At 28.5% G+C, this 14210-nt stretch carries 14 protein-coding genes; 7 read left to right on the top strand and 7 right to left on the bottom strand.

Annotated features, from left to right (window positions below):
• Positions 1-17: 17 nt before the first annotated feature.
• Positions 18-599: a 4Fe-4S binding protein gene (locus B3W71_RS15160; protein ID WP_346889777.1), complete on the bottom strand. Its 582-nt coding sequence runs from the start codon at positions 597-599 to the stop codon at positions 18-20.
• The gene (locus tag B3W71_RS15155; RefSeq protein WP_346889776.1) at positions 599-808 is read right to left on the bottom strand and encodes a 4Fe-4S dicluster domain-containing protein; all 210 of its coding nucleotides are present in this window, start codon (positions 806-808) and stop codon (positions 599-601) included. The genes B3W71_RS15160 and B3W71_RS15155 overlap by 1 nt, the downstream gene beginning before the upstream one ends.
• A 111-nt stretch (positions 809-919) precedes the next feature.
• On the opposite strand from B3W71_RS15155, the gene B3W71_RS15150 reads away from it, so the two are divergent.
• Together B3W71_RS15150 and B3W71_RS15145 are read left to right on the top strand one after the other, a co-directional pair.
• Positions 920-1594, top strand: coding sequence for a Crp/Fnr family transcriptional regulator (locus B3W71_RS15150; protein ID WP_346889775.1), 675 nt, complete (start codon positions 920-922; stop codon positions 1592-1594).
• 235 nt (positions 1595-1829) lie between these two features.
• A complete protein-coding gene (locus tag B3W71_RS15145; protein ID WP_346889774.1) occupies positions 1830-5198 on the top strand; it encodes an AAA family ATPase in 3369 nt (1122 codons plus the stop codon).
• A gap of 239 nt (positions 5199-5437) precedes the next feature.
• On the opposite strand, the gene B3W71_RS15140 is transcribed toward B3W71_RS15145, so the two are convergent.
• Complete coding sequence (locus tag B3W71_RS15140) at positions 5438-5983, bottom strand: superoxide dismutase family protein (protein ID WP_346889773.1); 546 nt, start codon at positions 5981-5983, stop codon at positions 5438-5440.
• A 145-nt stretch (positions 5984-6128) separates the two neighbouring features.
• On the opposite strand from B3W71_RS15140, the gene B3W71_RS15135 reads away from it, so the two are divergent.
• The gene (locus B3W71_RS15135; protein ID WP_346889772.1) at positions 6129-7016 is read left to right on the top strand and encodes a YitT family protein; all 888 of its coding nucleotides are present in this window, start codon (positions 6129-6131) and stop codon (positions 7014-7016) included.
• A 102-nt stretch (positions 7017-7118) separates the two neighbouring features.
• Here the strand turns inward: B3W71_RS15135 and B3W71_RS15130 are convergent, their stop codons facing one another.
• On the bottom strand, positions 7119-7658 hold the full coding sequence (locus B3W71_RS15130; protein ID WP_346889771.1) for a 50S ribosomal protein L25: 540 nt from the start codon (positions 7656-7658) through the stop codon (positions 7119-7121).
• 298 nt (positions 7659-7956) lie between these two features.
• On the opposite strand from B3W71_RS15130, the gene B3W71_RS15125 reads away from it, so the two are divergent.
• From B3W71_RS15125 to B3W71_RS15115, 3 genes are all read left to right on the top strand, one after another.
• The gene (locus B3W71_RS15125; protein ID WP_346889770.1) at positions 7957-8301 is read left to right on the top strand and encodes a PadR family transcriptional regulator; all 345 of its coding nucleotides are present in this window, start codon (positions 7957-7959) and stop codon (positions 8299-8301) included.
• Complete coding sequence (locus tag B3W71_RS15120; RefSeq protein WP_346889769.1) at positions 8289-9569, top strand: FtsW/RodA/SpoVE family cell cycle protein; 1281 nt, start codon at positions 8289-8291, stop codon at positions 9567-9569. The genes B3W71_RS15125 and B3W71_RS15120 overlap by 13 nt, the downstream gene beginning before the upstream one ends.
• 408 nt (positions 9570-9977) lie before the next feature.
• Entirely contained in the window at positions 9978-11288 is a 1311-nt protein-coding gene (locus tag B3W71_RS15115) for a sodium-dependent transporter (protein WP_346889768.1), read from the top strand.
• Positions 11289-11940: 652 nt separating this feature from the next.
• Here B3W71_RS15115 and B3W71_RS15110 read toward each other — a convergent pair.
• Positions 11941-12123, bottom strand: a complete 183-nt coding sequence (locus B3W71_RS15110) for a DUF2922 family protein (protein ID WP_346889767.1) — start codon at positions 12121-12123, stop codon at positions 11941-11943.
• A gap of 33 nt (positions 12124-12156) precedes the next feature.
• The gene (locus B3W71_RS15105) at positions 12157-12378 is read right to left on the bottom strand and encodes a DUF1659 domain-containing protein (RefSeq protein WP_346889766.1); all 222 of its coding nucleotides are present in this window, start codon (positions 12376-12378) and stop codon (positions 12157-12159) included.
• Between the two features lie 280 nt (positions 12379-12658).
• On the opposite strand from B3W71_RS15105, the gene B3W71_RS15100 reads away from it, so the two are divergent.
• Positions 12659-13255: a hypothetical protein gene (locus tag B3W71_RS15100; protein WP_346889765.1), complete on the top strand. Its 597-nt coding sequence runs from the start codon at positions 12659-12661 to the stop codon at positions 13253-13255.
• Between the two features lie 57 nt (positions 13256-13312).
• On the opposite strand, the gene B3W71_RS15095 is transcribed toward B3W71_RS15100, so the two are convergent.
• Positions 13313-14071, bottom strand: a complete 759-nt coding sequence (locus B3W71_RS15095) for a hypothetical protein (protein ID WP_346889764.1) — start codon at positions 14069-14071, stop codon at positions 13313-13315.
• Positions 14072-14210: the final 139 nt, after the last annotated feature.

The following is a 14210-nucleotide window of genomic DNA, read 5'->3' as shown; positions in this document are numbered from 1 at the left end:
AGAGAGTATTACACCCTCTATTTCTTATTATCTTTAATTATACAAATTCCTTGAGTCATGGTGCCCATTGGACAATAAACACACCAAGAACGAGGTTTATAAAGGGCCATGGTAATTATACCTAGGAGAGTTGAGGTTAACATTAAGCTGTAGAAGCCAAAAGCAAATTGAACTATCCAAGGAGAAGCATAGGATAAATCTTTGAAATTCCAAGGTAATTTAAAGGTCCAAAATATAGTAAGAACTTCTTTTAGAGTATTGGTGCCGTGGAAAACTAAATAGGTGTTAAATATGATGTTAATGAACATAGTTAAAAAGAAAATTAAAAATCCATATCTAAAATATTTAGATTTTAAAAATTTAGGCATAGGTTTATTTCTTGATATTTTTAATTTATTTCCTAATAAATCTAATAGTTGTCCTCTACCACAGTATTTATTACAATAGCCTTTATTCCCTTTAACTATTGAAACTATTAAGGGGACGATAAAACAAATTAATCCTAGCCAAGCAAAAAGTATATTGAACAACCCTAAAATTAAATATAGGGATGATAGTATCCAAAGATATTCATAAAGATGCTTTTTCTTTTTTTTCATTAGTTACCTCCTTGTTTAATTTCTATGGTAGATGAAGGACATACTTTAGCACATTTTCCACATCCAACACACTTATCATAATCAATCTTTGAAAAAATACCATTGTTAATAGTAATGGCTCCAAAGGGACAGACATTTTCGCAGGCTCCACAGGCTACACAGTAGCTAATATCCACATAAGCCTTTCTCTTAACAATTTTCTTTTCCATGAATCAAATTCCTCCTGTATTCATAAATATTGTAGTAATCTCATTATAAAGGTATAATTAAATGAAGATATGTGATATAGTCACACAAGTAATTTTCCTATGGAGGATATAATGTTAAATAACTTAGATATATTTAATAAAAGGCTTGAAGCTTTATACAAGGCTTACCCTGTATTAAAAGAAATAGATGATAGTGATGAGATTATAAGAAAAAATGTGATTTTTAAAAATTTATTAAGTGAAGAATATTTAAAAACAGATAGTGGAAACTGTATAGGTATGTTATTTGTAATAAATGGGATTATAAAAGTACAAAAGGTAACAGAAGATGGAGATGAAACTAATTTATATAATGTAGAGCGTGGTCAGTTATGTCATGAAGCATTAAGTTGTTTTGTAAATTGTCAATCACTAAATATTGAAGGTAGAGCTATACAAGATTCTTTAATTGCTATTTTGCCATCAGATATAGTAAAAAGGTATTTATTAAATGATTCTAGATTTATGCAAATAATTTATAGAGATTTATATGCAAAGTTTAGGGGTGTTATAGAAAATAAAGAAGAGAGAATTCATGAATCCATAGAGAAAAGATTAATTAAGTTATTGATTAGTAAGGATACTAAGATAATTTATACTACCCATGGAGAACTTGCTTTTGAATTAGATTCTTCAAGAGAAGTAATAAGCAGAAAGCTTAAGCAGTTAGAAAAGAAAGGGTGCTTACTCATATCAAGAGGTAAAATTCAAATATTAAAGGACTTAGAGGAATTGTATAATATATAAATTAATAGTTATTTGTTAAATTAATGATAGCTATTAATTTATATAAATAAAGTTTAATAAAATTAAAATAAAATTAATAAGTAATGGTTATCAAAATGTATTATTTAAGAAGAATAATAGAAAAAATCTGATAAAATATAAAGTAATTTATATAGATTGAATATCTATATAAGTAATAAGGAAATTATAATACAGAGATAATTATATAAACAAAAGAAAGGATGGAATCATTAATATGGAAAACAAAAGTTTAAATAATAAATTTTTTAATATAGAAAAGAAACTAAACAATGAGATAGTAGGTCAAGGGGACTTTATTCATAGATTATGTGGTTATTTTAAGGAAAAGTTTTCAAACAATAATAAGGGAATATTACTTTTAGTTGGTAAACGAGGGACTTTTAAAAAAGCTAGTGTCAGGTTATTATTTGAGGAGCTTAATAAAGAAGATATAGATGACAATTATACTGTAGATGAGATAGATTTAGCTTCTTATAATTTTAATTTGGGATATAATGCATTTTTAAGTGATTTATATGAAAACTTAAATAATAGTTCACAGGTACTTATGTTTAAAAATACTGAGAAGGCTTCAAAGGATATACTTAAAGTATTATCAGAAATATATCCAAATACCTGCTTAAAATTAAATGATAATTATATAATGAAGAACAAATTTCTCATTGAGGCAAAGACTAAGGATGAAAATAAGATTGGTGAATTCATTTGTCATAATAAATTTTTTGTGTTTATTTATAATAATGAAGGTGAGACATTAGAAGAAGAGGTCTTACAGAATAAGGAAGAGGTATTATACACTAAAAAACTTACACAAGAAGAACAAAATACAGTAATTAGAAGAGAAGTTTTAAAGGCTATAGATAATATACAAAAAGATTTAGATGTAAATATAGTACTAGGAATAGATAATAAAGACGAGGATGAAGATAACTTTGGAATCTGTAGCTTTCTACAAGAAAACTTTATAGAAGATAGTAATTTTGGAGTAAGTGAGTATATATCTTATAAGATTTATAAACCTATTATGAATTTAATACAAAAGGAAGGACTATATGAAGAAAGTCAGATTCTAATATATGTAGATAGAAATGAGATATATTGTAAATCAGATGAAGAAATATATAAATTAGAGAATTACTTAGTACCTACCCTTGAAGAAGTAAAATATAAGTTAGATTCTATAATTGGTATAGAAGAACTAAAAGATTTTATTATAAATGTTGAAAATAACTGGAAGGTACAAAAAATAAGAAAAAGGCTAGGGCTAAAAACATCCCAAATATCTATGAACATGATATTTACAGGGAATGCAGGTACAGGTAAGACTAATGCGGCTAGAGTTACCTTTGAATATTTAAATGCATTAGGAATGCTATCTAGAGGTGTTTTTGTAGAAGTTAGCAAGGCAGATTTTGTTACAGAAAACACCAACGATATAGCAAAGAGAACAAACGATATAATTAATTCTGCCTTAGGTGGAGTTTTATTTATTGATGAGGCCTATTCCCTATGTGAAAGTGAAGAAGATAAAGTAGGAAAAGAAATAGTTGATGCCTTACTTAAGGGTATAGAGGATAATAGAGATAATTTAGTAGTTATATTAGCTGGCTACGAAAATGATATGGAGAATTTTTTAAGTTTTAATCAAGGGCTTAAATCTAGGTTCTCTAATACTATACACTTTAAAGATTATAACCCAGTAGAAATGTATGAAATAGCTGTGAATATAGCTAAGTCTAAGGGATATAGAATAGCTAGAAATGTAAAATCTGGATTAATAGATTTATTTACAAGAAATCAAATCATAGGGAAGAATGATTTAGGTAATGCTAGGTTTGTAAGAAATATAGTAGAAAATGCAATAATTGATGCTTCTAAAAAGTATCTAACTAATAATGACAAGGAAATTGATCTATTAGATAGAGATAACTTTAACTTTAAAGCTAATGCAAAGTTTAATTTAGAAGAAAAGCTAAATGAAATAATAGGACTTGATGAGGTTAAAAGGCTATTAAGAAGTCAGTATAAGTTAATAGTCGCTCAAGAAAAGAGAAAATCTGTGGGAGTAAATACTAAAATAGAGCAAAATTTAAACATGGTGTTTACAGGAAATCCAGGTACAGGTAAAACAAGTGTAGCAAGATTAGTGGCAGAGATGCTAAATAGCATGGGATTATTAAAGGTAGGTCAGTTAGTAGAAACAGATAGGTCTAGCTTTGTATCGGAAGTTCCAGGAGAAACTCCGAAGAAAACAGAAGAGAAGTTCAAAGAAGCCTTAGGTGGAGTTTTATTTATTGATGAAGCATATACCCTTGCTAATGATTCACTAGGAATTGAAGCTATAGAAACTCTTTTAAAGCTGATTGAAGACTACTCTAAGGAAGTAATAGTAATATTAGCAGGATATGAAGACGAAATGGAAGAATTCTTTGATGTAAACATAGGATTAAGATCAAGATTTCCTCTATGGACTAACTTTGCAGACTATAACCCTAATGAACTTTTTGAAATGGCTGTAAAACTCATTGAAGCAAAAGGATTTAAGCTATCAAAGAATGGATATATAGCTTTAAAGAAGAGCTTTGTTGATATCTACAATAATTCAGATGCACAATCTGGAAATGGTAGAATGGTGCGAAACTATGTGGAGAAATTAATTAGAAATCAAAGTATAAGAATTGTAGAGGAGGATATTAGCGTTTATGAGATGAATCTTATAACTGCTAAGGATGTAGAAAATATAAATGTCATTGATGAAGATGACAATTTTAATCTAGAAAGCAGATTAGAAATCTTAGTGGGGAATGAGGAGGCAAAAGATTTTTTAAGAAATCAGTATAAGCTTTTAAAAGTTAAGGAAAGAAGAAAAAAACTAGGATTGGTCTCAGATATTAATGGATATATGAATATAGTATTTACTGGGGAAAACGGTACAGGAAAGAAAACTGTAGCTAATATTCTTTCAGAAATGTACTATAGTAGAGGTATAGTTAAAGCTAAAAACATTGTAGAAATGGATAAATATGAGTTCATGGCAATGATCAATAAAGGTATAAAAATTGAAGATATATTTAGTAAATTTTCAGGTAAAATACTGTTTATAAATAGAGCGGACCTTTTTCTTGAGGAGGAGCAATACAATAAAATAGTGTCAGAGTTTATTAAGTTCTTAGATAAAAATAATAAGGTCATTATAATTCTTTCAGGAGAGAAGGAAGGAATGCAAAAACTTGTATTATCTAATCCTGCTTTTAATTATAGATTTCCAACTTGGTTTGACTTTGAAGACTATGATTATAGAGGACTATGCAATATAGCTTTAAATATATTAAGTAAAAAGGGATACACCTTATCTAGTGATGGAGAGGATGAACTTAATAAAACTATAATAGATATCTATGGAAATCCTAACTTGGTAATAAAAAATGGACTTATGATAAAACAATATTTGGATAATCTTATAAAGGTTCAAAGTATTAGAATATGCGATGAAGGCTTCAATAGAGAAAATATAAATCTAATAATTTTAGAGGACATAGTTAACAGTAAAAGAGAATTTTTAAGAAGAAATATTATTAAGTAAATTTAGATTAGAAGAAGTTTGGTATCTCATTGAAATTTATAAATCTGTTTATCTAGGATTGTGTACTATTATTTTAAGCTTTATAGATGAGGCAAGGGTCACGTGATTAAACATTAGAAAATAGAGCAATTAAAAATAGAAAGAACTACATCAAATTTATAGTTTTATGTAGTTCTTTATTACAATATGAAAATTATGAATTAATACTATAATAGATATGAGATAAGTATTAATAGCATTTAACTAATCATTATTACTCCGCAAGCTAGTTTTTTCCCAGAATTTCCAGAAGGTTGGGTAGTAAAATCATCAGCCATTTCATGAATTATAACGGATTTTCCAATAACTTCAGCTACGGTGAATCTATCTACATAGATACTCATGACAGCAATACCATTTGATGACATCAGTGGAGGAAGATCCCCATAATGATAAGGATGGGGCTGATTTGTTGGATTCCAATGTGCACCGGCAGACATGAAAGGATCCGTTGGACTACCTACACTACAATTCCCAGATTCATGAATATGAAATCCATGAAATAAAGCCTGTTTTCCATCTGATGTATATTTAGGTAAACCTTTAATAGCAGCTCTAATAAAAACTCCATCGGTTAACTGATAAAATAAAACTCTCCCGTCTATATCAGGAGCTAGTGGACCACCGCTTACTATTGCGTATGCAGTTGGATCTGGTATGCCGTAATTTTGGACTATGTCGCTAATGCTAAATTTATCATTAGACATTCTCATATTAATACACTCCATATTATTTATACAATACACTCTATAATATGTTTAGTAATTATGATGTGTGTAAATAAATTTAAAGAAGTTATAAGTAATATTGATGTTTACAAAGTTGAACTTAGATAAATGAAATTTATTTTGTTACTTTATTAATAATACTAACAAAGACAAGGAGGTTGCTATGAGTAGCGTGGATTCAACTAAACAATTCACTTTTAATAATAATATTAAAGAAAAACTAGGTCAGGTATCACTAATTATTTTAGGAAGCTTAATCTATTCTCTAAGTGTAAATATATTTATAGTTCCACACAAATTTTTAAGTGGAGGAGTAGCTGGAATAGCATTACTTTTACAATATGTAACAGATATACCTTCAGGATATTTCACGTTGCTTATTAATATACCTATATTTTGCTTTGGTATTAGGGTAATTAATAAGGAGTTTGGCATTCTAAGTTTTATTGGAATGATATCTATGTCCATATTTTTAGTATTAACTAAAGATATAACTAGATTTATTATAGTAGATGACTTACTAATTTCATGTATAAGTGGAGGAGTTTTATGTGGTATTGGTATGGCAATAATATTTTTAAATAAGGCGTCAGAAGGTGGAACAGATATAATAGCCATTGCTTTAAAGAAAAAGTATGGTGTAAATTTAGCCTCAATGACCTTTATATTAAATGCAGCAATTGTTTTTACAGGATTACTTTTAAATAATTTAACTATAACTATTTATACATTAATATCTTTATTTATCAGAGCTTATATTCTAGATAAGGCTATAGCAATGACTAATGGGAGAAAGTTAATTATTGTTATAAGTAATAACCCAGAGGAAATAAAAAATTCTATACTAGGACTTCTAGGTAGAGGAGTTACTCTTCTTCATGGAGAAGGTGCTTTTACAGGAGAGCAAAAGAAGGTTATCTACTCTATAATGAGTTCTAAGCAGGTAGAAAAAGCTAAGAAAGCTATATTAGATATTGACCCTAATGCAGTAATATCCATAATGGATGTTATTGAAGCCCATGGAAAGGGATTTAAACAGTTATCTTTTTAAGGTATATACTAAATAAGAGTATAATAAAAGTGCTAGTCTTTTAAGATTAGCACTTTTGATTTAAATTTAACATTATAATCAATTTAAATTAATATTTACTAGTTAGCCGTTTACTATAGCTAACATAGTATCCTCAGGAGTAAGTAGTGTTACATCTTCAGGAATGGTAATATGCTTAGCCAGTAGCTTATCATTAAAATTCATATTAGCTACATCAACTTCAATGTATTCCGGAATTTTTTCTACGTTTCCTTGGAAATCAAGGTATGGTCTAAAGGTTTCTAAAACTAACCTTTTAGATTCCAGATTTTCTTGTCCTATATAATTTATAGGAATTGTCATTTTAATTACTTCATTTGGTTTTACATATTGCAAATCAAAATGTATAATTTCGTGTAGATTATTCTTTTGAATATTTTTAACTACACAGTTTAGGATTTTGCCCTCTACATCAATTGAGATGATAGAACCTCTATGGCTACCTTTTAACATTTTCATCAATTCTGATTTATTCATTTTAGCAGTAATAGGTTCCGCTAAGAACTCACCATAGATGACACAAGGTATCTCCCCAAAATTTCTAAGCTTCTTTAAATTTTCCTTTGAATTCCTTTCATATACTTTAAATGTTGTACTCTTCATAATAAATCCCTCACTTATTTTTTATAATTTTATGTTGATTTATTAAGCTCAGTATATAAAATTATCACAGTAAAATTCATGCTTGAATCTAAGCACTATTAATTACATACAGAGCCTATAAACAAGCCCACATATGCATCAACCTCCTTAAATATACTTATCCCATCATAACATATATCAGAAAAAAATCAACATGAATAAAATACTAGTATGGAAAATGCTTTACAATATAAATATTTACATATATAATTATACATAGATATACTATGCATAGTAAGCCGAGGTAAGGGGTGAAATTATGAAAATTAATAAAGAGCTTTTAAAGGGAAGCACAACAATACTTATATTAAGTCTACTTAATCGTAAAAACATGTACGGGTATGAGATGATTAAGGAGATAGAAGAAAAATCTAAAGGAGTTTTCTCATTTAAAGAAGGAACTCTATATCCTATTCTTCATAGTTTAGAAAATGAGAATTTTATAGAAGCCTATTGGGATGAAGGAGAAGGAAAGCGTAAGAGAAAATATTATAAGATAACGGAAGGTGGTAAAAAAATTCTCAAGGAAAAAGAAGCCGAGTGGAAGTTATTTAGTTCTACAGTCAATGAAGTATTAGGGGAGGGAGATTTATGTCTACAGTAAACCATTCGAAGATAGAAAAGTATATAGAAGAAGTATGTGAGATGATTAAAAACAGAAGAGTTCATGAAAACATAAAGGATGAGCTTATAGATCATATAGAAGAAATTATAGAAGACTACATAGATGTTGGATTAACAGAAGAGGAAGCTATAAATAAAGCTCTTATGCAAATGGGTTCATCAGAGGTTGTAGGAAGGGATTTAAATGAGGTTCATAAAGCGGTTCCAGATTGGATGCTTTTAGGTATAACAGGGTTATTTATATTAGTTGGTATATTTACTTTAGGATTTATTCAGAAAAATAATGCCTTAACACTCAGTTTATATTTTAACTTTTTAGGAAAAACCATAATCTATGCGTTAGGAGGAATTATTTTAGCAGCATTTTTGTTAAAGATCGATTATAGAAAGTTTAAAAAGTACTCCAAGTATCTTTATGGTGGAGTAATGATTATTTTACTAGCTCAAATTGTATATGGGCATGGGGCTATGGGCTGGATAATTATTGGACCTATTAGATTTGATGCTTTTAGTATAGCACCCTTTTTTCTAATTATTGCTTTAGCTGGAATATTTGATGAGTGGAATTGGAATGATACTAAAAGTATATTAAAAGGTGTTATTATTGCTTTTATACCAATAATATTCTTTATCCTTGGAAATGCTTCAGTTAGCATGATTATCTATACAATAGCAGCTGTTACTTTAATTATTATATCAGGAGTGAAATTAAAACATATTATAACTTTATTTGGAATTATTGGAACTATATTTTTATTTTATATGTCTAGTGAACCAGATGGAATTAAAAGACTTTATGTGTTTTTCAATCCTTCATTAGATGTAGATGGAATAGTTACTTTAAGGAAATCAGCAGGATTATTTGGTCAAGGCTCAAATTTTACACCAAATATGTTACCGGAAGCTAATACAGACTTCATATTTACCTATATTGTATATTCTTTTGGATGGATTGCTGGGATAATATTAATTTCCTTAATTTTAGCCTTTATAATAAGAATAGTTATCATAGGAAAAAGTACTAAAGAAAGCTATGGTAAATTATTAGTTAGTGGATTGTGTGCTCTATTTGTAGTTCAGTTTCTATTAAGTATTTCTGTTAGCTTAGGATTATCTCCTACAGTTCCAGTAAGTATGCCATTTATTAGCTATGGAGGAAGTCAACTTTTAATTAACATCATTTCTATAAGTATAGTATCAAATGTGTACAAGTGGAGAAATACACCATATAATGCAAAAATACAATAGTTATTTTAATAATATGAAGATAATAATATAACTTTATTGTATATTGAAAAAGGTTAAGAAAAATCATTGACAAGCTTATATAACAATGATAATATTTAGAGAAATATAACATATAGGAGAATTAAAATGAGTAGAGAAATTAACTTTGAATCAATAAAAGTTAATATGGCATATTATCTTAGCTATTATAGATAGGGTTTGTATTTATAAAACAATTATAGATGCAAACCAGTTTAACAAATTTGGTTTGTATCTATGATGGTTGGGAAGCTTTGCTATACTCAAATTATTGCTAGTTTAGCCACATAGGTATATCTATGTGGCTTTTATATTTTAGAATCTTCTAATTTTAGCCACATAGTATTAATCTATATGGCTTTATTTTATTTTTAGGAGGGATATTAAAATATGAAAAGCAGAGAGAACTTTACAAGTAGAGCAGGATTTGTGATATCTTGTATTGGAGCAGCAGTAGGTCTTGGGAACATATGGATGTTTCCTTACAGATTAGGTCAAAATGGAGGAGCAGCATTTTTAATACCATACTTTATTTTTGTACTTATACTAGGTTCAACAGGACTAATAACAGAATTTGCCTTTGGAAGAGGGGCTGAAGGAGGAGCTCTAACAGGAATCAAAAAAGGATTTAAAAATAAAGGGTTAAGGGGAGGAGCTTTCTTTGGATTTATACCAGCCATAGGACTAGCTGGAGTATTTATATTTTACAACGTGGTAGTAGGTTGGATAATTAAATACTTAGGCCTTAGTATTAGTGGTAATATAAAAAATATTGATATGCCTAATTATTTTGATAGCTTTGCGGGAAGTGCTGAAACTATACCTTGGAATCTATTAGCAATAGGATTAGCATTAGTAATTGTGTGTATGGGAATTTCTAAAGGTATTGAAAAGATTAATAAAATTATAATGCCCATGCTCTTCGGAATTTTTATATTATTAGCTATTAGATCATTAACTTTACCAGGAGCTATAGATGGCGTGAGGTACCTTTTAACACCACAATGGTCATACCTTTTTAATATAAATACATGGGTAATGGCACTTGGGCAAGCCTTCTTTACAGTATCATTAAATGGATGCGGAATGGTTGTATATGGCAGTTACATTAAAAAGGATTTAGATATTCCAAGATCTGCAGTAAGTACGGCTATACTTGATACCATTGCTGCATTATTAGCTTCCTTTGTTATTATGCCAGCAGTATTTGCCTTTGGATTAGATCCAGCATCAGGTCCGCCACTATTATTTATAACAATACCAACTATATTTAAAGCTATACCTGGTGGACAAATACTTATGGTATTATTCTTCTTAAGCGTATTATTTGCAGCAATTAGCTCTTCAATAAACATGCTAGAAGGACCAGTTGAATCTTTTATGGCACAAACAAAATTAAGTAGAAAAACATCTGCTATACTAATATCCATAGTAGCTTTTATACTATCAATACCTTTAAATTTGAATATGGATTTATTTAATAACTTTGCAGATGTAATTACTATTGTAGTATCACCTTTAGCGGCATTACTAGTATTTATAGTATTCTACTACATGAATAGTAAAGAGGATGTGCTAGAAGAAATAAATAGAGGAGCTACAAGAAAGCTAGGAGAGAAATTCTTCATATTTGCTAAATATGGATTTACCATTATAACAGTATTAGTAATAATATTAGGAGTAATTTATGGAGGAATATAAGTAGGTATGTAGAGCTTTTTAAGATGTTAAAATTTTAAATATTTATATAGGAAACTTTTTAAAATGTTATGTAGGTAAATATCTATGAGATATCTGGCATAGTAGTCATTCTATCCTTTATAAAGAATGGCTACTATGACTAGGTATATGATAAGGTCAAGGTGCTTTCGTAAAATTCAATAGTCTTTATAAAATATTTAACTTGTACTTTAATATCATTAATAGCTAATGCTCATTTACTTTGAAGTTAAGGTTCACTTAATAAAAGTTCTTTAATTTCATCTATTCTTTTTATAGTAATAGCATATTATACAGCTAATTTGAAAGGCTCCATAGCTAAAATTCTTTAGAATAAACTCCATCTTTTATTATACCTATATCACCATAGAAAGTTAAGTTATCATCTTGTATTGTTTGAGTCAAGTAAAAGTTGGTAATTTAAAAATATACCTCTTCATTGTAACCTTACAAAAGCTTCGCTTTGCCAGATTTAGGGCGCAGTATCCACATAATATTTCACAAATTAATTTTTGAAGATTAAAAACCTAGATTATGAAGAAACGTATACATATGGAGTATGGCTACCATTTGAAAAAATAAAAAAGAAGCTCCTTTGAGCCTCTTTAGCTAGTTAACTTCATAAGCAGTTTCACTAGTGTCTACAGCTATAGCACTTGCCCTTCTTAGAGCTAAATATACTTTGATCACCGATACAGTTATCCATTAAATTAACTATATCTTGTGCCTGAACAACTTCTTTTCCATCAGAGATAGTTAAATTGAATTTAAACTCTGCAGAATCTTTGAATGCTAACACATATTTTCTAGTTGCCATCTTCTATTCCTCCCTTCTTAAATTTCCTTGAGCCTAAGCCTGATTAAGACCGTACTCTTCAATTTTTCTAATTTCAGTAGGCTCATTAACAGTTAAGTTACCTATAAGCACTGCAGTGTTAAACAGCTGCTCATCAGTAGCTGTGCCACTAACTGAAAACTTTTGAGAATCAACCTTTGGCTTTCCGTCCTCTTTAACACCATTCACATACTTAAGCACCATTGATGACTTCATTTTTGTAGATGTAATTGCCACAAAAATCACTCCTTTCTTCATTTCTTAAATATATATATGTGTTTTTATTTATTTTTTCCTTTTTCAAGCTTAATTCAATTATAATAGTGTTTTATAGCTTCATTTATTAGCTCATTGTACCGAATATAAAAACACCTTTATCTCTTCTAGCAGTTTTATATTCTTTTAAGTTATCTAAAGGATAATAGAAAGATATGCTGAATATTCTCCTTTAGATAACTTAAAATATAATTCTAAAACTTAACACACAAGAGAATTTCATATTGAAGGAGAATATTTGATGAAAAAAAAGATTAAACTAATAAAATATTTTATTATTACTTTATTAATTGTAATACCAGCAATAAAATTATTTCTTGAATTACAATTTGGAATTACACTATTGAATGATGATAAAATCATTTACACATACATTACTATCTATTCTTTTTTAGCAATACTTTTAGTATTTATGATGAAAAAATTTTCTTCCATGGTGATAACAGTTATATTTTTGTTCATTTATGTATTTACATTATATATTGGTAATGGTTTAGATGATGGACTTCGTACTTTAGAAGAATATATCTCACCAAATAATGAAAATATATTAATAGTAAATATTCAAACTTCATGGTACCCAAGTGCTAATGTAAGATTTTATAAAAAAGTAGGCCCTTTCTTTAAAAAAACAATTAAGGTACCTGAAATAGAGGACCAGTTTAATGATGATCACGTTATAAGAATGGATATTTCATGGAAAGACGATAATACTGTGGTAATAAGCGGATTTATTGTTATAAGAAATACGTATAAACTTGAAAAGATTAAGAAAAACTTCCCAGATAAATGCGATTATGAAATAATAGATAACAATCTATATTTAAATTTAAAATAGTTAAGGAACTCCACAGAAGTTATTCTATGGAGTTCCTTAGTGTTTATATTATTTTCTTTATAAAAGTCTTCTTAATTTACTTATAAAGGTACCAGTAATAGCATATATTTGATCACTTGTTGGTAAAAATTTAAATGCTAAATATAATGAATCTCTATTCTGCATTTCAGAAAATACATAATTATCAAAGCGATAATCATTTCCACCATGATTGTTGATAAAGGTAATGTATCTAGACTTTGCTATGTTTCTGTAGTAGGTTTCAATTGCTGAATCGATTGATTTACCCGTATTCATTAGATTAGCTATATATTCTGCATCTACATCGGCATTTAAGTCGTCCTTTGAGAATTTTCCAGAATCACTGAATAAATAATTTTCTGACGTAGCTACTAATGCCTGAAAACTTGATGAATTGTTGGTAATTCGTAGAATCTCTTTAATCGATGATGCTAAATCTCCAACCCATCCAGACCATGAACTTCTTATAATTCCAACACCTAACAAATGACCAGAAATGGTTGCAAATAAATGAGTTGCATCTACTTTAGCGCCACTGTAATCTGTGACAAATAGAACATCATTAAACATATTATACAATGATGTATTGTTCTTTTTTACATACTCAACAAAATTGTAATCAATATCTCCACCTGTTAAGACCCAATTAAAATCGTTATACGAAAATCTTCTACCAAAACCTGCAACTAGCTGATTTTTAGTTTTTACGAGTGCCAAAGGTTTATATGCACTTGCTAAACTATATAGTTGTCTAACAGAATTAATAAAGTTATCCATTGAAGTTGTTGTTGCCATAATAATATTCCTCCTAGAATTTAATTTTTTATTTTACTTTAATCGATTAAGTAATTACACTTATAAAAGAGTGATTTAATATTGATTTGTAAACTAATTTGAAAAATTTTTATTTATTTTTTTCCTTTTTCAATTTTCA

This window comes from Clostridium sp. UBA1056 (assembly GCA_002316385.1).
In the GTDB taxonomy this organism is placed as follows: domain Bacteria; phylum Bacillota; class Clostridia; order Clostridiales; family Clostridiaceae; genus Clostridium_J.
This window is presented reverse-complemented; position numbering and strand designations above follow the sequence as displayed.

Excerpts from the sequence above, each read along its gene's own strand:
- B3W71_RS15160 (WP_346889777.1), bottom strand. The coding sequence starts at position 599 with ATGAAAAAAAAGAAAAAGCATCTTTATGAATATCTTTGGATACTATCA.
- B3W71_RS15155 (WP_346889776.1), bottom strand. The coding sequence starts at position 808 with ATGGAAAAGAAAATTGTTAAGAGAAAGGCTTATGTGGATATTAGCTAC.
- B3W71_RS15150 (WP_346889775.1), top strand. The coding sequence starts at position 920 with ATGTTAAATAACTTAGATATATTTAATAAAAGGCTTGAAGCTTTATAC.
- B3W71_RS15145 (WP_346889774.1), top strand. The coding sequence starts at position 1,830 with ATGGAAAACAAAAGTTTAAATAATAAATTTTTTAATATAGAAAAGAAA.
- B3W71_RS15135 (WP_346889772.1), top strand. The coding sequence starts at position 6,129 with ATGAGTAGCGTGGATTCAACTAAACAATTCACTTTTAATAATAATATT.
- B3W71_RS15130 (WP_346889771.1), bottom strand. The coding sequence starts at position 7,658 with ATGAAGAGTACAACATTTAAAGTATATGAAAGGAATTCAAAGGAAAAT.
- B3W71_RS15125 (WP_346889770.1), top strand. The coding sequence starts at position 7,957 with ATGAAAATTAATAAAGAGCTTTTAAAGGGAAGCACAACAATACTTATA.
- B3W71_RS15120 (WP_346889769.1), top strand. The coding sequence starts at position 8,289 with ATGTCTACAGTAAACCATTCGAAGATAGAAAAGTATATAGAAGAAGTA.
- B3W71_RS15115 (WP_346889768.1), top strand. The coding sequence starts at position 9,978 with ATGAAAAGCAGAGAGAACTTTACAAGTAGAGCAGGATTTGTGATATCT.
- B3W71_RS15110 (WP_346889767.1), bottom strand. The coding sequence starts at position 12,123 with ATGGCAACTAGAAAATATGTGTTAGCATTCAAAGATTCTGCAGAGTTT.
- B3W71_RS15100 (WP_346889765.1), top strand. The coding sequence starts at position 12,659 with ATGAAAAAAAAGATTAAACTAATAAAATATTTTATTATTACTTTATTA.
- B3W71_RS15095 (WP_346889764.1), bottom strand. The coding sequence starts at position 14,071 with ATGGCAACAACAACTTCAATGGATAACTTTATTAATTCTGTTAGACAA.